The sequence below is a fragment of the Streptomyces hebeiensis genome (genome assembly GCF_052983195.1).
In genome coordinates this window covers 5,206,327-5,224,247 of sequence record NZ_CM129812.1, presented here as the reverse complement: position 1 = coordinate 5,224,247, position 17,921 = coordinate 5,206,327, and the positions used below count along the sequence as shown (strand labels likewise).

18 protein-coding genes are annotated in these 17,921 nt (G+C 70.0%); 9 read left to right on the top strand and 9 right to left on the bottom strand.

All coding sequences use genetic code 11. The features are described from left to right. Positions 1-19: 19 nt before the first annotated feature. Both ACU6P3_RS22525 and ACU6P3_RS22520 read left to right on the top strand, forming a co-directional pair. Positions 20-574 carry a flavin reductase family protein gene (locus tag ACU6P3_RS22525; protein WP_447193853.1) on the top strand — a complete coding sequence of 185 codons (555 nt, stop codon included), beginning with the start codon at positions 20-22 and terminating at the stop codon, positions 572-574. Beyond that, complete coding sequence (locus ACU6P3_RS22520; RefSeq protein WP_447193852.1) at positions 571-1,860, top strand: cation:proton antiporter; 1,290 nt, start codon at positions 571-573, stop codon at positions 1,858-1,860. The genes ACU6P3_RS22525 and ACU6P3_RS22520 overlap by 4 nt, the downstream gene beginning before the upstream one ends. A 33-nt stretch (positions 1,861-1,893) precedes the next feature. Here the strand turns inward: ACU6P3_RS22520 and ACU6P3_RS22515 are convergent, their stop codons facing one another. Beyond that, a complete protein-coding gene (locus tag ACU6P3_RS22515; RefSeq protein ID WP_447193851.1) occupies positions 1,894-2,382 on the bottom strand; it encodes a PH domain-containing protein in 489 nt (162 codons plus the stop codon). 71 nt (positions 2,383-2,453) lie between these two features. Here ACU6P3_RS22515 and ACU6P3_RS22510 point away from each other — a divergent pair, with 71 nt between their 5' ends. The 3 genes from ACU6P3_RS22510 to ACU6P3_RS22500 all read left to right on the top strand — a co-directional run bounded on the left by ACU6P3_RS22510 (position 2,454) and on the right by ACU6P3_RS22500 (position 5,782). Further along, positions 2,454-2,999, top strand: coding sequence for a GNAT family N-acetyltransferase (locus ACU6P3_RS22510; RefSeq protein WP_447193850.1), 546 nt, complete (start codon positions 2,454-2,456; stop codon positions 2,997-2,999). Between the two features lie 117 nt (positions 3,000-3,116). Further along, entirely contained in the window at positions 3,117-4,250 is a 1,134-nt protein-coding gene (locus tag ACU6P3_RS22505; RefSeq protein WP_447193849.1) for a class I adenylate-forming enzyme family protein, read from the top strand. Next, positions 4,247-5,782 (top strand): aromatic amino acid lyase, encoded by a 1,536-nt coding sequence (locus ACU6P3_RS22500; RefSeq protein ID WP_447193848.1) that lies wholly within the window; start codon positions 4,247-4,249, stop codon positions 5,780-5,782. Before ACU6P3_RS22505 ends, ACU6P3_RS22500 begins: the two co-directional genes overlap by 4 nt. 78 nt (positions 5,783-5,860) lie before the next feature. Here ACU6P3_RS22500 and ACU6P3_RS22495 read toward each other — a convergent pair whose 3' ends face one another. Genes ACU6P3_RS22495 through ACU6P3_RS22485 form a run of 3 tightly spaced genes read right to left on the bottom strand, consistent with a single transcriptional unit; the run spans position 5,861 to position 9,218 of the window. Then, positions 5,861-7,138 carry a flavin-dependent oxidoreductase gene (locus ACU6P3_RS22495; RefSeq protein WP_447193847.1) on the bottom strand — a complete coding sequence of 426 codons (1,278 nt, stop codon included), beginning with the start codon at positions 7,136-7,138 and terminating at the stop codon, positions 5,861-5,863. After that, positions 7,087-8,457 carry an activator-dependent family glycosyltransferase gene (locus ACU6P3_RS22490; protein WP_447193846.1) on the bottom strand — a complete coding sequence of 457 codons (1,371 nt, stop codon included), beginning with the start codon at positions 8,455-8,457 and terminating at the stop codon, positions 7,087-7,089. The genes ACU6P3_RS22495 and ACU6P3_RS22490 overlap by 52 nt, the downstream gene beginning before the upstream one ends. A 47-nt stretch (positions 8,458-8,504) precedes the next feature. After that, complete coding sequence (locus ACU6P3_RS22485) at positions 8,505-9,218, bottom strand: class I SAM-dependent methyltransferase (protein ID WP_447193845.1); 714 nt, start codon at positions 9,216-9,218, stop codon at positions 8,505-8,507. A gap of 145 nt (positions 9,219-9,363) precedes the next feature. Here ACU6P3_RS22485 and ACU6P3_RS22480 point away from each other — a divergent pair, with 145 nt between their 5' ends. Next, positions 9,364-10,860: an SDR family oxidoreductase gene (locus ACU6P3_RS22480; protein WP_447193844.1), complete on the top strand. Its 1,497-nt coding sequence runs from the start codon at positions 9,364-9,366 to the stop codon at positions 10,858-10,860. Positions 10,861-10,927: 67 nt separating this feature from the next. Here ACU6P3_RS22480 and ACU6P3_RS22475 read toward each other — a convergent pair whose 3' ends face one another. The 5 genes from ACU6P3_RS22475 to ACU6P3_RS22455 form a co-directional block, all read right to left on the bottom strand. Next, positions 10,928-11,920, bottom strand: coding sequence for a Gfo/Idh/MocA family protein (locus tag ACU6P3_RS22475; protein WP_447193843.1), 993 nt, complete (start codon positions 11,918-11,920; stop codon positions 10,928-10,930). Positions 11,921-12,017: 97 nt separating this feature from the next. Next, positions 12,018-12,659, bottom strand: coding sequence for a dTDP-4-dehydrorhamnose 3,5-epimerase family protein (locus tag ACU6P3_RS22470; protein WP_447193842.1), 642 nt, complete (start codon positions 12,657-12,659; stop codon positions 12,018-12,020). A gap of 62 nt (positions 12,660-12,721) precedes the next feature. Further along, positions 12,722-14,116, bottom strand: coding sequence for an NDP-hexose 2,3-dehydratase family protein (locus ACU6P3_RS22465; protein ID WP_447193841.1), 1,395 nt, complete (start codon positions 14,114-14,116; stop codon positions 12,722-12,724). Between the two features lie 32 nt (positions 14,117-14,148). Beyond that, on the bottom strand, positions 14,149-15,258 hold the full coding sequence (locus ACU6P3_RS22460; protein WP_447193840.1) for a DegT/DnrJ/EryC1/StrS family aminotransferase: 1,110 nt from the start codon (positions 15,256-15,258) through the stop codon (positions 14,149-14,151). Positions 15,259-15,293: 35 nt separating this feature from the next. After that, on the bottom strand, positions 15,294-15,827 hold the full coding sequence (locus tag ACU6P3_RS22455) for a GNAT family N-acetyltransferase (protein ID WP_447193839.1): 534 nt from the start codon (positions 15,825-15,827) through the stop codon (positions 15,294-15,296). Between the two features lie 297 nt (positions 15,828-16,124). On the opposite strand from ACU6P3_RS22455, the gene ACU6P3_RS22450 reads away from it, so the two are divergent. The 3 genes from ACU6P3_RS22450 to ACU6P3_RS22440 all read left to right on the top strand — a co-directional run bounded on the left by ACU6P3_RS22450 (position 16,125) and on the right by ACU6P3_RS22440 (position 17,901). Then, positions 16,125-16,514 carry a hypothetical protein gene (locus ACU6P3_RS22450; protein WP_344270126.1) on the top strand — a complete coding sequence of 130 codons (390 nt, stop codon included), beginning with the start codon at positions 16,125-16,127 and terminating at the stop codon, positions 16,512-16,514. A gap of 15 nt (positions 16,515-16,529) precedes the next feature. After that, a complete protein-coding gene (sbnA, locus tag ACU6P3_RS22445; protein WP_447193838.1) occupies positions 16,530-17,546 on the top strand; it encodes a 2,3-diaminopropionate biosynthesis protein SbnA in 1,017 nt (338 codons plus the stop codon). A 151-nt stretch (positions 17,547-17,697) separates the two neighbouring features. Beyond that, positions 17,698-17,901 carry an MbtH family protein gene (locus ACU6P3_RS22440; RefSeq protein ID WP_344270122.1) on the top strand — a complete coding sequence of 68 codons (204 nt, stop codon included), beginning with the start codon at positions 17,698-17,700 and terminating at the stop codon, positions 17,899-17,901. Positions 17,902-17,921: the final 20 nt, after the last annotated feature.

Below are 17,921 nucleotides of genomic sequence, written 5' to 3'. Positions count from 1 at the left end.
AGACGCCTTCCGCGGGTTCATGAGCGACTACTTCACCGGTGTCACGGTGATCACCTCGCTGGATACCGCTGGTGCCCCGCACGGCCTGACCTGCAACTCCCTCACCAGTGTGACCTTCGCGCCGCCGACCTTGCTGGTCTGCCTCGACCTGCGCAGCGGGACACTGGCGGCCGTGCGCGAGCGCGGCGGCTTCGTCGTCAACCTGCTGCACGGGCGGGCGCGGTGGGCGGCGGAGCTGTTCGCCTCCCCCACGCGCCACCGGTTCCGGCGGGTCGCGTGGGAGCCCTCGCCGCGGCTGGGCCTGCCGTGGCTCACCGACGGCGCCCGGACCATCGCGGAGTGCCGGACCACCGCCACGCATGTGGTCGGTGACCATGCCGTCGTCCATGGCGCCGTCATGGGGGTGACGACCACGGCGCGGGAGCACCCTCCGGCGCCGCTGCTGTACGGGCGGCGAGGCTTCTACGACGCCCCGGGCCCGCCGACGCCGGAGGAACGGGCGGACGCGGCGCCGGTGCCGGCGGCGGCCCCGGTACCGGCGTCCGTACCGGTGCCGGGCAGGAGGCCGTCATGACCGACCCGATCACCCGGTTCCTGCTGGTGACCGCGGCCATCTTGCTGGTCAGTCATCTGCTCGGGGGGATGATGAGGCGGCTGGGGCAGCCGGCGGTGCTCGGGGAGATCCTCGGTGGTGTGGCCCTCGGCCCGTCGGCGCTGGGACTGGTGTGGCCGGGAGCGCTGGACTGGGTGTCCGCGCCGGCGGTGCTGGACGGTCTGGACAAGGTCGGCCAGCTCGGCCTGGTGGTGTTCATGTTCCTGCTCGGCTGCGAGCTGAGGACCGACCGGATCAGACCTCCGCGCGTGGTGGCCGCCGTCGTGCTGGGCGGCATGGGGCTCCCGCTCGTCGCCGGGATCGGGATCGCCACCGCCCTCGCGCCGCTGCTCGCGGTGGACGGTACGGGGACGACGCCGTACGCCCTGTTCTTCGGCCTGGCGCTGTCCGTGACCGCGCTGCCGGTACTGGCGCGGATCCTCGTGGACCTGGGGCTCGACCGCACCGGGGTCGGCACCCTCGCGATGTCCTCGGCGGCCGTCGGCGACGGGGTGGCCTGGCTCGGGCTCACCTTCATCCTCGCCGGCACCGCGGAGTCCCCCACCACCACGCCCATGGAGACGGCCTGCCTGGCGGTGGCGCTGGTGGCGGTGACCGCGCTGTGCGTACGTCCCGCTCTGCGGGTGCTGGTGCGGCGCGTGGACTCCGAGCGGGGGCTCACCGTGTCGCTGCTGTGCGGCGCGATCATCTTCTCCGGGCTGACCCAGGCGATCAACCTGCATCCGGTGATGGGCGCGTTCCTGTTCGGCGTCGCGGTGCCCTGGGATTCGGAGACCGTGCGGCGCGTCGGTCACCAGTTGCAGGACTTCACCCTGATCGTGCTGCTGCCGGTGTTCTTCGCCGGGGTGGGCCTGAGCACCTCGATCGGCCTCCTCGGCACCGATCCGCTGCACTGGCTGGCCCTGGCCGCCGTACTGGCCGCCGCCGTGCTCACGAAATGGGCGGGCGTGAGCGGGGCGGCCCGGCTCGCCGGGCTGACGTGGCGGCAGTCCGTACGGCTCGGGACGCTGCTGAACTGCCGGGGCATCACCGAACTGGTCATCGCCACCGTCGGGTTGGAAGCGGGCCTGATCAACGAGCTGGCCTTCACCATCCTGGTGTTCGTCGCCGTGATCACCACTGCCCTCACCGGGCCGCTGATGCGCAAGCTCACTCCCCGGGGCCCGGACGGGGACGGTGGGGACGGCCCGGCGGCGGAGCCGGTCCGTGCGGCCGGCTCCGGCCGCACGACCGCCTCGACGACGTGACCTGGAAAGGGTCCGGAAGCCATGTCAGCGGATTCAGGACCCGGCGCCGGAGGCCCGGGTGATCTCGTCGGCCACCGCCGTGGCCCGCTCCTCCCGGAGACCCTCGATTCTCAGCGAACCCTTCACCGCCGCGGTGGTGACCGTGACCGTGGCCAGACCGAAACGCTTCCGCAGGGGACCGCGCACCGTGTCGACCGACTGGATCCGGGACAGCGGCGCCATCTTCGACCGCTGCCAGAAATAGCCGGTGCGCACATGAACGGCGACATCGGTGACTTCCCAGCGGTGCGCCTCGAACCACCATGCCGGCAGCAGCAGCACCGTGGGCACGGCCAGTACGGCGACCGCCGCGGCGGGCACGAAGAGCCAGTGACCGCCCAGTTTGAACAGACCCGGCACAACGGCGTGCAGCACCAGAATCGCGATCGCGGCGGCGAAGAGAAGAGCCAGCCGGGCTCTCCACCAGCCGACCGCGGGCCGGTCGAACCTGTTTCCCGGCGGCCCGGACGGCTCCCGCGTCATGGAAAACCCCTGCTGTTGAACGAATGGCCGTGTCAACTTCCAGTGTAGGCAGGATCGATGAGGCGAAAGACATGAATGACGTGAACCACGTGAATGACGGACGCGACAACAGAGTGATCTACCCGGAGACTTCCTCCCGGCGGGTCCTGTTGCGCCCCGCCACCGCGGCCGACCAGGCGGAGTTCTTCCGCACGGTGCTGCGGACCGGCGTGGAGAGCGTCCGGCTGCCCGTCGGCCGGCCGCAGGGGCCGCCGCCGCGGCCCGACGCCGCCTTTCAGGTGGTCAACAAGGCAGACGGCCGGGTATTGGGGTTCAGCCTGCTGTTCGGCCTCGACCAGGCGGGACACATCCGCTGCGGCACTTATCTCGACCCGGAGCTCAACCGCCTCGGGACCGGCTCCGAAGCCATCGGGTTGACCATCAACTACGCGTTCGCCATGTTCAATGTGGACCGGGTCATCACCGAAACCACCGAAGCCAGCCTGGATTCCTTCGGTATGCGGCCCGATGACAGCCGGATCCTCAGCACTCTGAACGACCATCTGTACTTCCGCGGCCGGTACTGGAATCTCTATGGATTCCAGGTCGAGCGGAGTGAGTGGGTGGCGGACGACTAGACCGTCTTCGCGTCCCGCCGGCGAGACGTGCCCCCGGCTTCCTTTTCCGTGTGCCCGACCCGGCCCGGCGCCGTCCCCTTCGCGTACAAAAGGGCCACCACTTTTAGGGAGCATTCCGTGAGCTACCCCGAACTCACACCGCAGGAACTGCTGCGCGAGGGATTCACCTCGCCGAGGGTCACCGACGAGCCATGGGTCGTGCGCTGGGACGCGTTCCGCGGTGATCTCGCGGCCATCGAGGAACTGGTGCTCGGCCTGCTGCCGCCGACGGTGGCGTTCCACACCTCCGGCACCACCGGAGCCAGCCGGGCCTGGTACCGGAGCAAGGAATTCCTGTGGAGCGAGGCCGGTATGCTCTCCCGGCTCCTCGCCCCGCACCGGCCGGACGCCGCCCTCTCGTTCGTCCACTCCAAGCATCTGTACGGCGCGCTGACCAGCGTGCTGGTGCCGGCGCGGCTGGGTATTCCGGTCTGGTACCGGCCGGGGTTCGCCGGTCGGCTCCCCCCGGCCGGCGACCACCGGCGCTGGGCGGTCATGGCCATTCCCTGGATCTTCTCCCTGCTGCGGCGCCAGATGGCCTGGGTACGTTCCACCGGCCACGTCACCGTCCTGCACGCGAGCGGGATGATTCCGGACGCCTCGCTGGACTTCCTCGCGGAGGCGGGTGCCGAACGGGCCCGGATCGTGGAGGTCTTCGGCGCCACCGAGTCGGGTGGGGTGGCCACACGGCAGTGGTCCGAGGGCACCCCACCGGACTGGAGCCTGATCGACGACGTCTCCTTCGCGGATCCGCTCCGGCCGGACGAGGGCGAGGTGACACTGAAGGTCCGCAGTCCCCGGCTGGCCTTCCTGGCCGGTGACGCGGCCCCGGAGAGCTGCGAACTGGACGACCATGTCGAGCGGTTGGGCGACCGCGACTTCCGGTTCACCGGACGGCGCACCAGGCTCGTCAATGTCAATGGCCGCAGATTCAATCTGGACCGGCTGGAGGACCTGCTGCGGCCGGTGCTCGACTGCGCGGACCACGCCGTGCGCCCGGTGACCGACCCGCTGATCGGGGAACACGTCGAGCTGCTCGTGGTACTGAGACCCGGCACCGGGCTGGGCGACCTCGACCTGGCCTCGGCCTTCGAACGGATGGGGCTGCGCCCCCGCGGGGTGCGCGCCGTCGACCGCATCGACCGCACCGAGATCGGCAAATTCCGCCGTGTTCAGAACATCGAAACGATCGACGCAGGAGCCATATCGTGACCGTGTCCGACCTGACCCGCACCGAGTTCTCCCTCGGTGACATCCTCCACCGCGCCGGATGGGACGCCGAGCTGGCGCCGCTGAGCGACGGGGACATCGCCCGGATGCGGGCCTGTGCCGCCACCGTGGCCAAGGAACTCGCGGCCGACAAGCCCATTTACGGTCTCACCCAGGGATTCGGCCCGCTGGTGCTGTTCGAGGCGGAGTCGGAGCTGGAGCAGGGCGACAGCCTGATATCCCATCTGGGCACCGCCCAGGGGGACCCGCTGCCGCCACAGGTGTGCCGGCTGGTCGTCTGGCTCCGGCTCAACAGCATGCGCAAGGGCTTCTCCGCCGTGTCACCGGATTTCTGGCAGTCCCTGGCGGACGCGTGGAACGCCGGCTTCGTCCCAGCCATTCCCCGGCACGGCACCGTCAGTGCCAGCGGCGACCTCCAGCCGCTCGCGCACGCCGCGCTCAGCCACACCGGGGTGGACCGGGCCTGGGTGAGGAACGCGGACGGGGACTGGGAGATCAGGCCCGCCGCGGAAGCGCTCGCCGCACTCGGTATCAAGCCGTTCGTCTGGCCGGTACGGGAGGCGCTCGCGTTTGTGAACGGTACGGGTGTCGGCCTGGCCATGGCGATCGTGAACCAGCAGTCCGCACTGGCGCTGGTGCGCGCGGCGGCGCTGCTCACCGGCCGGATCAACGCGCTGCTGGGCGCCAACCCGGAGCACTACGAGCCCGGTCTGGGCATCGCGCGCGGCCAGCTCGGGCAGTCCCGGGTGGCGGCCTGGATCCGCGAGGAGCTGCCGGCGGGAGCCGAACGCGATCCCGCTCGCCCGCTCCAGGAGCCGTACAGCCTGCGGTGCGGGCCCCAGGTCCTGGGCGCGGTGCTGGACCAGCTGGAGTTCGCAGGTGAGCTGCTGCGCCGGGAGGCCAACGGCTGTACCGACAACCCGATCGTCTTCGAGGACACGGTCCTGCACGGCGGCAACTTCCACGCCATGCCGGTCGGCTTCGCCTCCGAACAGACCGGTCTGGCACTGCACTCGGCGGTCTACCTGTCGGAGCGTCAGCTGGGTCTCCTGGTGAGCCCGGTGACCAACGGCGATCTGCCGCCGATGCTCACGCCGCGACCGGGCCGCGGTGCGGGGCTGGCGGGGGTGCAGCTCAGCGCGACGTCGTTCGTCTCACGCATCCGGCAGCTGGCCTCCCCCGCCTCGCTGACCATGCTGCCCACCAACGGCTGGAACCAGGACCATGTGCCGATGGCGCTCAACGGCGCCAACTCCGTCGCGGAGGCGCTGGAACTCGGCTGGCTGGTGATCGGCTCGCTCGGGGTGACCGTGGCCCAGCTGACCTCCATGCGGGGCAGGAGCGCCGACGTGCCCGGACCGTGGGCCCGGCTCGCCGCGATCTCCCCGCCGCTGGACGCGGACCGGCCGCTGGCGGCCGAGGTCCGTGCCGCCCGTGACGTACTGCGGCAGGCGGCCGAGGAGCTGCTGGCCGCCGACGCGGCCGCCCGCACGCCCGGCGGGGACGTGGCGTAGCGGTCCGAGCCGCCGTGTCTCCGGGGCCCGCGGAACCGGAGACACGGCGGTGAGGGCGTCCGCGGCGGCGGCGTGGGGTCACGTGGACAGCGTGGCGTCGTAGCTGCGCCGTTGGTTCAGCAGCACCGGGTCGAACCCCGCCAGCCGCTTGTACCGGGCGGCGATCTCCTCCCGTTCGGCCAGCGGCAGTACCCGCTCGATGTCCGTGAAGCCCTCGGGTGCCCTCTCGTGGGCGCGCTTCAGGACGAGTTCGGGGCCCATCTGCCGGTTCGCCAGAGTGATCGCGCTCGTCGCGGGCCTGCGTTCGGCCTCGTACGCCTCGCACGCCGGGCCCGGCTCGCCCGTTCTGGCGAGGGCGTCGCTGAGCACCCGGGCGTCGAGGATCGCCTGCGAGGCGCCGTTCGAGCCGATGGGGTACATGGGATGGGCGGCGTCGCCGACCAGCGTCACCCGCCCATGGGTCCAGCGCGGCAGGGGGTCCCGGTCCACCATGGGGTACTCGTACGCGGCCGTCGCCCGCCGGATGGTCCCGGCCACGTCCAGCCAGTCGAACCGCCAGTCCTCGAAGTGGGGCAGGAACTCGGCCACGTGGACGGGGCGGGTCCAGTCCCCCCGATCGCCGGCCGCGCGCCGCACGGGGCGTTCCGCGATCCAGTTGATCTCGACCTTCCCGTCGGCGTCCGGGGCGGTGATCGGGTAGGCGACGAACTTCTGCGTGTCGTCACCGGCCATGATCATCGAGCGGTCGCCGCGGAAGGGGCGGGCCCGGGTCGTACCGCGCCACAGCACCAGCCCGTTCCACAGCGGCGCGGGCTCCGCCGGGTACAGGCGGGCGCGGACCGTTGACCTGATGCCGTCGGCGCCGATCAGGAGATCGCCCGTGATCTCGGTCGTCGTCCCGCCGGTCCCGGTCGGTCCGTAGTGGGCCGTCACATCCGCCGAAGGGGAGGCGCTGGCCGTGGTGAAGCCGGTCAGCCGGTGCCCGGTCCGTATCGCGTCGGGGCCGAGGCGTTCGGTCACGGCTCTGAGCAGCAGCAGTTGCAGCCGGCCGCGGTGGACCGAGTACTGCGGCCACTGGTAGCCCATGGCGAGACCACGCGGTTCGGACCAGATCAGCTGGCCGAGGTGGTTGAAGTACGCCAGTTCCCTGGTCGGGACCGCGATGGCGGCCAGTTCCTCGGCGAGGCCGAGTTCGGTGAGTTCGCGAACGGCGTGCGGCAGCAGGTTGATGCCCACGCCGAGCGGTCTGATCTCGTCGGCCGCCTCGGTGACCGTGATGGATTCGACGCCGGCGGCGTGCAGGCTCAGGGCCGTGGCCAGGCCGGCGATACCGCCGCCGGCGATGATGACGCGCATGTCGCTCCTCGGGACGTGGTGGGCCGTGTGCGGTGGTCGGCGGTCAGCTTCTCAAGGACCGGCACCAGTTCCCGGGGAGTGGGCATGCCGAGCATGTCCTCCCGCAGCGAAGCGGCGGCGGCGGCGAAGGACGGCTCTTCGAGCAGCCGTACCAGGTGCGCGCGGACCCGCTCGCCGGTGATGTCCGTGTAGAACTCGGTCAGTCCGGCCCCGTACGCCCGCAGCCGCCGGCCGAGCATCGGGGTGTCGTGCTGCTCGGAGATCACCAGTTGGGGTACGGCGGCCGCCGCGACGGTGTTGGTGGTGCCGAAGCCGCCGTGGTGAATGGCCGCGGCACAGGTGGGCGCCAGCGCCTGCAGGGGCACGAACTCCACCAGCCGGGCGTTGTCCGGTACGCGGACCAGTTTGCGCCGCTCCGCCTCGGCGAGCGTGCCGACGAGTTCGATGTCGAGGTCGGCGACCGAGTCGAGGACGTCCTGCACACTGATCGGGTAGCCGCCGAACCGGTCCGTGCTGAACAGGCCGAGGGTCAGGCAGACCCGTGGCCGGGCCGGTGGCTCCCTCAGCCATCGTGGGATCACCGACGTGCCGTTGTAGGGCACGTATCTCATCGGGACGTGGTGCACGTCGGTGTCCAGCCGCAAGGGGGCGGGGTACTGGTCGAGGGTGAACTGACCGGTGATCAACGACTCGGAGAACTCGACCCCGTACGCGTCGGCCTGGCCGCCCACCCACTCGCCGAGCGGGTCCTGGCGCTGTCCGGGCGGCTGCCGCTCCCGGAGCCGGAGGAACTTCTGCCGGGTCCTGGCGAAGATGTCCAGGGACCACAGCAGGCGGCCGTGTGCCGCGCCCACGGCCTCGGCCGCGATCGGCCCACCGTGCGTGGTCGGCTCCCAGATCACCAGATCCGGCCGCCACTGCCGGGCGAAGCCGACCAGGTCCTCGGTCAGCGGATCGTTGATGATCTTGTACCAGCTGCGCAGGATGTCTTCGTAGCCGGAGCGCAGATAGTCCCAGCCGGTGCTCTCGGCCGACTCCTCCGACCGGGCGAAAGGGGGCAGATCCACCCCTCGGATCCTCTGGTGGGCCATGGGGTTCACCTCGGCGAACCGCCGGGTGAGGAACCGGTCCGAGATCCGCCAGAGGGTGTGGTCGGTGCCCACCGGGACCGCGGTCAGTCCGGTCCGGGTGATCACCTCGGTCAGAGCGGGCTGGCTGGCCACGCGCACCTCGTGCCCGGCGGCGGCGAGCGCCCACGCCAGCGGGACCATGGCATGGAAATGGGTTGTCTCGGAATACGTGGCGAACAGGACGCGCATCTCTCTCCTGTCGGGTGGCGTCTCGCCGGCGGGACGGCCCGTGCGGGTCAGCGCTTCCGAACGCCGATGAACAGACCGCGGCCGGTCGGACCGGATTCGAGGAATTCGGCGGGGCAGCCGGCGTCGGCGAAGGCGGCGAGGTACTCGTCCTTGCGCCACAGGCTGAGCAGTTCGATTTCGGTGAACTCGGTGATACCACTCGCCTCGCCGATCACGTACCGCAGCTCCATCCGAGTTTTGTCGCCCTGCCGGACGGAATGCGAGACCCGGGTGATGGTACGGCCCTTTTCGCGACTCAGATCCCCCGCGACATAGCCGTCGATGAATTGCTCGGGAAACCACCACGGCTCGACGACAAGAACACCACCGGGGGCGACATGACCGGCCATGCAGCGTATCGCTTCCCGCATCTGGGACACGTTGTCGAGGTAGCCGATGGAGCAGAACATGCACACCACGGCGTCAAAGGCGCGGCCCAGCCGGAAGGCGCGCATGTCTCCCCGGTGGAGCGGCACACCGGCGAGCCGCTTCCTGGCCACCGCCAGCATGGGCTCCGCCAGTTCGACCCCCTCGGCGTGCGGGAAGTCCTCGTGGAAGGCGGCGAGATGAGCCCCGGTCCCGCAGGCCACGTCCAGCAGTGAGGTCGCCCCGGGGGCTCGGGCGAGAATCTGCGCGGAGACGTCCTTCGCCTCCTGCCGCCAGTCCTTGCCACGGCTGCGGTAGATACTTTCGAAAACATCCGCATGGTCTTCGGTGAACATGAAAAACCTCGCTGAGTTCAGCTGCGCCGGGGTTCGGGCATCCGCTGCGGGGAGCATAATCCTTGGGAATTGACCGGTCCACCGCACCGGCCGGTCAATACGATATTGTCCGGCACGGCGCCGGGCGAGGAAAAGGAGAAAGGCATTGCTGGACGAATTGACGCACTGCCTCACCCAGGACGACGTGGCGGATTTCGCCGCGGCATCCGGTGACCGCAATCCGCAGTACGGTGATCCCGCTTTCGCACGGCGTACCTCCAGCGGCGCCTGCGAAGTGCCCGGCGCGCTGGCCGTGATCGCCGCGCTGGCGGCGGTGCCGGCCGAGCGGCTGCGCACCGCCTCCGGGCTCGGCGCCCGGTTCTCCGGCCCGCTCTTTCCCGGCCGTACGTACCGGGCCGCCGTCTCCGAGCGGGAGGACGGCGGGGTCGCCGTGGTGGTCCGCGAGGGCACCACGCCGGTCCTGCACTGCGATGTGCTCGGCGGTGACGGGCTGGAGAACGCCGTCGTACCGGGAAAGCGGCCGGCCCCGGCGGAGCCGGAGCCTTCCGGGGACCGCGTGCCGGGCGAGAGCCGGCACGGGGCGTACGGCCTGCCCGCCCCCGAGGGGTTGCGCGCGCTGGCCGATCGGCTCGGCGCCCGTGCCGTCCCGGACGCGCTGCTCGGCGCGCTCGGCTGGGCCAGCTGGTTCACCGGAATGCGGGTGCCGGGCCGGGACCTGATCTTCGCCGGTCTGCGGGTGCGCGTGGGTGACCGGGAGTCGGACCACGACCCGCGCTTCACCGCCACGGTGACCACGGCCGATCCCCGCAGCGGCACCGTGGTGGTGCGGGCGGACTGCGCGGGCGCCGGGCGCGGGCTCGACATGGAGCTGCGTACGTTCCAGCGGCGCGCCGTCCCCGCTCCGGACCGGGCCTCGGCGACGAGCGTCCTGCCGGCCGGCGGCCGACTGGCCGGACAGCGAGTCCTCGCGGTCGGCGGCGGCAGGGGCATCGGCGCGGCGGTCGTCTCGGTGCTCGCCTCGCAGGGCGCGCGTGTCTGGGCCACCCAGCGGGCTCACGGCCCGGCCGAGGCGCTGCGCGAGGAGTTCGGGGACGACCGGGTGCGTCCACTGCTGCTGGACGCCCAGGACCATGAGCGTACGAGCGCCGGGATGGCGGCCCTGGCCGAGGACGGGGTCCGGCTCGACGGGCTGGTGCTCAGCGCGGGCCCGGCCGTACTGCCGTCCGACCTGCACGTCGACACCGTGGACAGCTTCGTCGCGTTCGTCGACACCAGCCTGACGGTGGCACTGCGGCCGCTGGCGGCCGCGCTGCCGCTGCTCAAGAAGGACGCCTGGGTCGTCCTGCTGTCCTCGGGAGCCGTGGAGGACATGCCCGCCCGCTATCCCCAGTACTACGTGGGGAAGACGGCCGTCGAGGCACTGGGCAGGTTCTGCGCCGCCCGGCACGGAGTACGGGTGCTGCTGGCGAGGGCTCCCAGGATGTGGACCGATCTGTCGAACGGCCCGCTGGGCGGCCGGGGCACCGTGCCGACCGCCCAGGTGGCCTCGGCGATCGTCGGCTGGGTGCTCGGCCGGATCCCCGCCGACGAGTCCGGGCTGACCGTGCTCTCGCCGCGCGAGCTGGCGGAGTGGACCCCCTGACGAGGAGGCTCTGCCGAGGGGCCCGACGCGGGGGCCCGACCCGGTGGCGCGGCCGTCCGCCGCCGGGTCAGACCTTGACGACGGTGGCGGCCTGCTGGATGCGCTCGATCAGCCACGCCTGTTTCAGTGTGTTCCCCTGCTGGACACGCGGCTCGGTTCCGCCGCGTACGGCATCGGCGAAGAACGCGATGACGTTGGCGAACTGATGGTCGGCGGGCAGGACACGTTCCTCGCGGTGGTCCTGGCTCTCGATGCGCAGCACCGGCTGGTAGGTCTCCGGCGGTGTGAAGGCGCGGTCGAGGAAGAGCCGTCCCGTACTCCCCCGGAATTCGTAGCTGGTCCGGTACGAGTGCTCCATGCCGAAGGTGAGCTGTGCCGGAACGCCCTGGGGCGTGCACAGCAGCACACTGCCCGACACCACCACGTCCCGGGAGCTGTCGTGGCGGAGGACGGCGCCGACGACGTCGAGTTCACCGCCGAGGAAGTGCAGGGCCGCGCGGACGGGGTAGCCACCGAAGTCGAGGAAGGCTCCCCCGCCGGCCTCCGGCTGGTAGCGGATGTCGCCGTCCGGCTTGGGCGGGATGGTGAAATCGCTGGCGAAGCCCCGGACCTCGCCGATGTCCCCGCGCGCCAGGACGTCCCGTACGGCCGTGTGCTGGGAGTGGTGCAGGAACATGTAGTTCTCCAGCAGCACCAGCCCTCGTGCCCGGGCGAGCTCGATGAGCCGGGCGGTCTCGGCATGGCTCGCGGTCATCGGCTTCTCGACCAGTACGTGCTTGCCCGCCTCCAGGGCGCGCTCCACCCAGGCGGCGTGCAGCAGTCCGGGAAGCGGGATGTAGACCGCGTCCACGTCGTCCCGGGCGAGGAGTGTGTCGTACCCGGCCAGCGGGAGACCGCCGAAGCGGTCGGTGAACTCGGTGGCGCGCCGCGGGCTCCGGCTGGCGATCGCGGTGACCTCGATCGTCGCGTCGGCGACCAGGGCCGGCAGCGTCCGCCGCCAGGCGATGTCGGCGCAGCCCAGCACCCCCATGCGCAGTCGGTCGGTCTCTTCAGCGCTCATATCGGCAGTCGACTCCGCTCGGTGCAGGGTGGGGCGGCGGTGGGGTGCGTGTGGTTCCTGGGCCCGGGCGCCGGTCGCGGGACTTCTGGAACACGGCCTAGGCGGCCTGGTGCCGCCGGGCCTCGTAGTGCGCGAGGCACTCCTCGTAGCTGGGCAGCAGCCCCCTGTCCGCCGCTTGCGCCAGGGTGGGCGCCGCGGCGTCCTTGTCCGACATGACCGGCGCCCCGGTCAGGTCCCAGGGGATGGCGATGTCCGGGTCCAGCGCGTTGACGTGCAGCATCGTTCCATGCCTGTACTCCTCGGAGCAGAGGAAGGTGACACAGGCGTCGTCCGTCAGGGCGAGGAACGCGTGGCCGAAACCGTCGGCGAGGTAGAGGGAGACTCCGTTGCCGGCGACCTGGTGGAGCATCTCGTACCTGCCGAAGGTCGGTGACCCCAGCCGGAGGTCCACCGCCACGTCCATGATCTCGCCGCGCACACAGGTCACCAGCTTCTCCTGGCCGGGCGGCAGCAGGGTGCCGTGAATGCCGCGGATGGTGCCGCGCCGGCTCACGGAGCAGTGGAACTGGCGGACGCGGAACGGGTAGCCGATGGCCTCGGTGATCGCGTCGCTGCGGAACGCCTCGTAGAAGAACCCCCGCCGGTCGGCATGGCGTACCGGGGTGATCCGACAGGCGTTCGGCAGCGACAGACCGTCGATGCGCACCGCCGACATGTCCGTGCTCGTGTCCGCGCTCATGTCCATGCTCATATCCGTGTTCATGTCCGACCGGACTTCCGGTGATGGCTGGGCCGCACAGGTCAGTACAGGCTGTGCAGGCAGGTCAGCAGGGAACGTGCCTCGATGTTCAGGTAGTGGCCGTGCCGGAGCAGATCCATCAGCTGTCGGATCGTCATCCAGCAGTAGTTGCGGGGCGTCTCGAGCGGGACTTCCTCGCCCACCTCGGTGATCTGGTAGCGGGTGAGCGCGTTGAGGAACCGTCCGCCCTCCTCGGAGAGCACCTGGTCGTAGTGGACCTTCGCCGTCCGGGAGGTCAGTACGTCACGCAGGAAGGGCTCCGCCACGGCCGAAACCTCCGTACCCGGCAGAAGGTGGACGGTGGGCGCCATCTCGACCTGGTCCATCAGGCCGTACTCGGGACGGGCCTGCACCAGTACGTGGAGCACGCCGGCCACGTTGCGGACCATGAAGACCGCCCTTCCCTGACCACGGGGAAGGAGCAGGGGCTGGGTCCAGCGCTGGACCTCGCGGGTGCCGGCCTCCACCTCCACCGCGACGATCCGGAAATGCCGGCCGTGCTCGTCGGCGATCTCGCTCCCGTCCCGGTTCCAGCCGCTGATCTTCGCCAGCGGTGTCAGCCGCGCCGTCCAGTGGCAGCGGGTCTTGGCCTCGGTGAACCAGCTCAGGACCTCCCCCGAGGTGTGCCGGGTCTCGACCCCGTCCTGCTGGTACTGGCAGGAGCGGATCAGCGCGTCACGGAAGGGGTCCCCGGTCGGCAGGTGCGACTCGTCCGGCAGCGGGAGGGGCATGCAGGACAGCACGGTGCGGGCGTCCATGTTGACGAGATTGTCGACATGGTTCAGCTCGCGGATCTGTTCCACGGTCAGCCAGTGGTAGTCGTCGTGCACGGGGATGTCCTCGGTCACCAGGACCACCATGTTGCGGTTGCGCTTGCGCCAGAACCAGGCGCCCTGCTCGGACTGGAGGACGTCCACCAGGATCTGGCCCCGGCCGGGGCCGATGAAGTACTCCAGGTAACGCGTGGACATGCCACGGTGGACCTGGGTGTAGTTGCTGCGGGTCGCCTGCACGGTGGGCGACAGCTGGAGCGTGTTGACGTTGCCCGGTTCCATCTTGGCCTGCATCAGGCAGTGCAGGACGCCGTCGAACTCCTTGACGACGATGCCGAGGATGCCGATCTCCGGCTGGTTGATGATCGGTTGAGACCATGTCTCCAGGAGGTTGTCCCGGACCTGGAGCCCTTCGACGGTGAAGAACCGGCCGCTGGAGTGCGCCAGGTTCCCGGTGTCGCTCTCGAAGGACCAGGAGTCGAGATCCGCGAACGGGATCCGCTCGACGTGGAAGCGGCCGTCGCGGTGACGGTCGGCCCACCACTGGTGGAACGCGTCCAGCGACACGGCCGAGTGCCGCCCGGCCGCCCGTGTCCCGTTCGCGTCCCGAGGCGGTGCGGTCATGAGTCGGTCTCTCACGATCAGTCCTCCTGTGGTCAGAGCTCGGCCAGCACGCCGTGTATCGCGTCGATGACCCGCTCCTGCTCGGCATCGGTGAGGGAGGGGTACATGGGCAGCGAGAAGATCTGGCCGGCCAGTTCCTCGGTGACCGGCAACGCGCCCTCGCCGTAGCCGAGATGGGCGAATCCGGACTGGATGTGCACCGGCCACGGGTAGCTGATGTTCAGCAGGATGTCCTGCCGCTTCAGCGCGGCGATGATCGCGTCCCGCTCGGGGTGCCGTACGACGTACACGTAATAGACGTGCGTGTTGCCCGGCGCCACCCGCGGGGTGAGCAGCGCGGTGCCGCTGAACGCCTCGGCGTAGCGTGCCGCGATGGCGCGGCGCCTGGCTGTGTAGTCGTCGAGGCGGGTCAGCTTGCGGCGCAGGATCTCCGCCTGCACCTCGTCGAGCCGGCTGTTGTGGCCAGGTGTCTCGACGACGTAGTAGGTGTCCTCCATGCCGTAGTACCGCAGCCGTCGCAGGCGCGCGTCGACCTCGGCGTCGCCGCTGAGCGTGGCACCGCCGTCGCCGTAGGCGCCGAGCACCTTGGTGGGGTAGAAGGAGAACGCCGCCGCCCGGCCCATGGAGCCCGCGACGCGTCCCCGATAGGTGGCGCCGTGGGCCTGTGCGCAGTCCTCGAGGACGGGGAGGCCGTGCCGCGCGGCGATGGCCATGAGCGGTTCCATGTCCACGCACTGGCCGTACAGATGGACCGGCAGCAGGCATGCGGTCCTCGGGGTGATCGCCGCCTCCACCTGGCCCACGTCCATCAGGTACGTGTCGCGGTGGACGTCGACGAACACCGCCCGCGCGCCGACGGCCTCGATCGCCACCACCGTCGGTGCCGCCGTGTTCGAGACGGTGACGACCTCGTCGCCCGGGCCGATCCCGAGCGCGCGCAAGCCCAGCACAAGGGCGTTGGTGCCGTTGTCGACCCCGACGCAGTGCGGCACTCCGTGGTACGCGGCGAATTCGCGCTCGAAAGACCTCACGCTGTCGCCGAGAATCAGCTGCCCGGAACGGAACACCGAGTCGACGGCTTCGAGAATGTCGTTCCGTTCTTTTTCGTACTCGGACAGATAACCCCATACGGAAAGGGGCATGGCGCGTCACCTCCAGGAGGGTGTGGGGCCTTGGTTCAGGTGATCAGCTTCAGGAGTTCGACGCCCTGTTCATCCCATTCTTCCCGCCGGATGGAGAGAACGTTCACGTCCCAGGTCCGGCCGTGAAAGAACACGTAGTCCCGCAGTACCGCCTCCTCGCGGATCATGGCGGAATACTCGTCGCCGAAGGCCAGTGCCCGGGCGCTCGTCCGAGTGGTGTGAAAGTACACCTTCCGCGTCCGCCACATCGAGAACGCGAAATTGGTGCACAGGGCGGTCGCGTCCCGTAGCGACTCGTCGGGCCGGCCGTCGGCCATGGTGACCTCGACCGTCAGATGACCGGCCGGATTCAGGGCGGAGATGGTGGCGAGGCCGGCCGGTTCGCCACCGCCCGCCGGGTCCACGAGGAACACGGCGGACGCCCCGCGCCCGAAGGAGGCCACGTACTCGTCGATCGTCGGCAGCCCGCGGTAACCGGTCCGGAACAGGATCTCGTAGGCGTCCGGCGCGTCGGACGTACCGGCGGGGCGCAGTACGACCTGCCGGGACTCGGTGTGCGGATACAGCATGATGGACGGTCCTCATTTCCGGGCGACTTCTCCGGTGCGGCAAATCGGCGAATAACTTCGAGGAAAGTAGTAATGCGGCTCACGGGGCGTCAAGTGCCTTGTACGGGCGCCGCCGCGGCGGCTTCGCCCCCGTCCCGCCAGCGGGACATCCGACTGGACAGCGGTGTCCCGCTGTGGAAACGATGAACGCCTTGTCGGGTGATCGGCCGGTGGCCGCGTTCCCCGCCGGGTGTTCGGATTACCGGACCGCGAAGGCCGAAATAATCGGGATACGGAAAAGGAGTGTGAGCGGCAATCATGTCGGACAGGACAGTGGCCACGGGCAGGGATCCGGTGGCGGTCGGCGCGCTGACCGAACTCGTACGGGACACCGCGTACATGATCTGCGGGGAGCAGCCCGGAGTGCCGCGGCCGAACCTGCTCACCGATCTCGATTCCTTCTCCTCGGTCCAGCTGATGCTGGAGCTGGAGAAGTCGACCGAGGTGATGCTGCTGGAGGACCTGGGGTACTTCCGGGGCACGACCTTCGCGGACATGGCGGAGCACGTGCTCGCCATCGCGGAACAGAAGAACCAACTCGAAGGGCTCGTGGACCGATTGCTGCGCCTCGCGGCCGAGCGGGACGGGGCGGTTTCTCCGGCACCGGAGAAACCGGCCGCCGCGCCCGGCGAGGCAGCTTCAGCCTGATGAGGAGAGGCCGACATGGTGAAGAATCCGGATGCCGGGAGCAGTGGTAGGCATGACAGTGTCCTCTCGGCTGTCGGAGCCACCCCGCTGGTGCCGCTCAAGCGGCTTTTCCCCTTTTCGGCCGCCAGGTTCTACGCGAAACTGGAGGCGCTGAACCCGGGTGGCAGCGTCAAGGACAGGGCGGCCATCGGGATGGTGCTCGGAGCCATCGAGAGCGGGGAGCTGACACCTGGTCTGTCCGTCGTGGTCGAGTCGAGTTCGGGAAACCTCGGGATCGGTCTGGCCCAGGTCTGCCGGCTGTACGGAATCCGTTTCATCTGCGTCGTGGACCCGAAGACGACCGTGCAGAACCAGAAAATCCTCCGGGCCTACGGCGCGGAGCTGAGCATGGTCACCGAACGCGACGGCGAGACGGGCGAATTCCTGCCCGCGAGGATCCAGCGGGTGCACCAGCTCCGGCAGCGCCTTCCGCATGTCTTCTGGCCCAACCAGTACGCCAATGTTCGCAATGCCCGGGCCCAGGAAGCCATCATGCGGGAGATAGTCGAGCAGCTCGACGGGGAAGTGGACTATCTGTTCGTCGCCACCGGCACCTGCGGCACCATTCACGGGTGTGCGCAATTCATCGCGCGCGGCGGGCTTTCCACCCGTATCGTCGCGGTGGACGCCGAGGGCAGCGCCATCTTCGGCGAAACGGGCTGCCGGCGGCTTGTTCCCGGCCATGGCGCGGCCATCCGTCCGGAACTCCATTTCGACGGCATGGCGGACTCGGTGGCACGGATGACCGATCAGGACTGTGTGGTCGGCTGCCGCCGCCTGGTGGGTACGGAGGCGATCCTCAGCGGAGGGTCTTCCGGCGCGGTGGTCAGCGCCGTGGAGCAGAGACTCGGCGCACTGCCGGCGGGCGCCAACTGTGTCCTGCTGCTGCCCGACCGGGGTGAGCGATACCTGGACACCATCTACTCCGACACCTGGGTGAACGAACAGTTCGGCGACATCCGGCACCTCTGGAAGGAGAAGGCGACGTGCTGATCCGTCGACGGCCGCGTCGGACCGGACGCGTCGGACACCCCGACGGACCAGCCGTACCAGCCGGACCCGACGGAACCCACGGACCCCGATGGAACCCAGAAACCCGATGGAACCCACGGACCCCACGGACCCGACGCATGAAGGGAACAGCATGTCCACAGACGACCGGTATCTCGTGGTGGTCAACCACGAGGAGCAGTACTCGGTCTGGTTCGCCGACCGGGAGATCCCCGCGGGATGGCGGGCCGAGGGAACGTCCGGCTCCCGCGAGGAGTGCCTTGACCACATCGAGCGGGTCTGGACCGACATGCGGCCGCTCAGCCTGCGCGAGCGGATGGCCGGCCGGACCGGCTGACGATCGACTGATCGACTGAT

Bases quoted from the DNA above. Each gene is read 5' to 3' on its own strand.
- ACU6P3_RS22525 (WP_447193853.1), top strand. From the start codon at position 20: ATGAGCGACTACTTCACCGGTGTCACGGTGATCACCTCGCTGGATACC.
- ACU6P3_RS22520 (WP_447193852.1), top strand. From the start codon at position 571: ATGACCGACCCGATCACCCGGTTCCTGCTGGTGACCGCGGCCATCTTG.
- ACU6P3_RS22515 (WP_447193851.1), bottom strand. From the start codon at position 2,382: ATGACGCGGGAGCCGTCCGGGCCGCCGGGAAACAGGTTCGACCGGCCC.
- ACU6P3_RS22510 (WP_447193850.1), top strand. From the start codon at position 2,454: ATGAATGACGTGAACCACGTGAATGACGGACGCGACAACAGAGTGATC.
- ACU6P3_RS22495 (WP_447193847.1), bottom strand. From the start codon at position 7,138: ATGCGCGTCATCATCGCCGGCGGCGGTATCGCCGGCCTGGCCACGGCC.
- ACU6P3_RS22490 (WP_447193846.1), bottom strand. From the start codon at position 8,457: ATGCGCGTCCTGTTCGCCACGTATTCCGAGACAACCCATTTCCATGCC.
- ACU6P3_RS22485 (WP_447193845.1), bottom strand. From the start codon at position 9,218: ATGTTCACCGAAGACCATGCGGATGTTTTCGAAAGTATCTACCGCAGC.
- ACU6P3_RS22475 (WP_447193843.1), bottom strand. From the start codon at position 11,920: ATGAGCGCTGAAGAGACCGACCGACTGCGCATGGGGGTGCTGGGCTGC.
- ACU6P3_RS22470 (WP_447193842.1), bottom strand. From the start codon at position 12,659: ATGAGCGCGGACACGAGCACGGACATGTCGGCGGTGCGCATCGACGGT.
- ACU6P3_RS22465 (WP_447193841.1), bottom strand. From the start codon at position 14,116: ATGACCGCACCGCCTCGGGACGCGAACGGGACACGGGCGGCCGGGCGG.
- ACU6P3_RS22460 (WP_447193840.1), bottom strand. From the start codon at position 15,258: ATGCCCCTTTCCGTATGGGGTTATCTGTCCGAGTACGAAAAAGAACGG.
- ACU6P3_RS22455 (WP_447193839.1), bottom strand. From the start codon at position 15,827: ATGCTGTATCCGCACACCGAGTCCCGGCAGGTCGTACTGCGCCCCGCC.
- ACU6P3_RS22450 (WP_344270126.1), top strand. From the start codon at position 16,125: ATGTCGGACAGGACAGTGGCCACGGGCAGGGATCCGGTGGCGGTCGGC.
- sbnA (WP_447193838.1), top strand. From the start codon at position 16,530: ATGGTGAAGAATCCGGATGCCGGGAGCAGTGGTAGGCATGACAGTGTC.
- ACU6P3_RS22440 (WP_344270122.1), top strand. From the start codon at position 17,698: ATGTCCACAGACGACCGGTATCTCGTGGTGGTCAACCACGAGGAGCAG.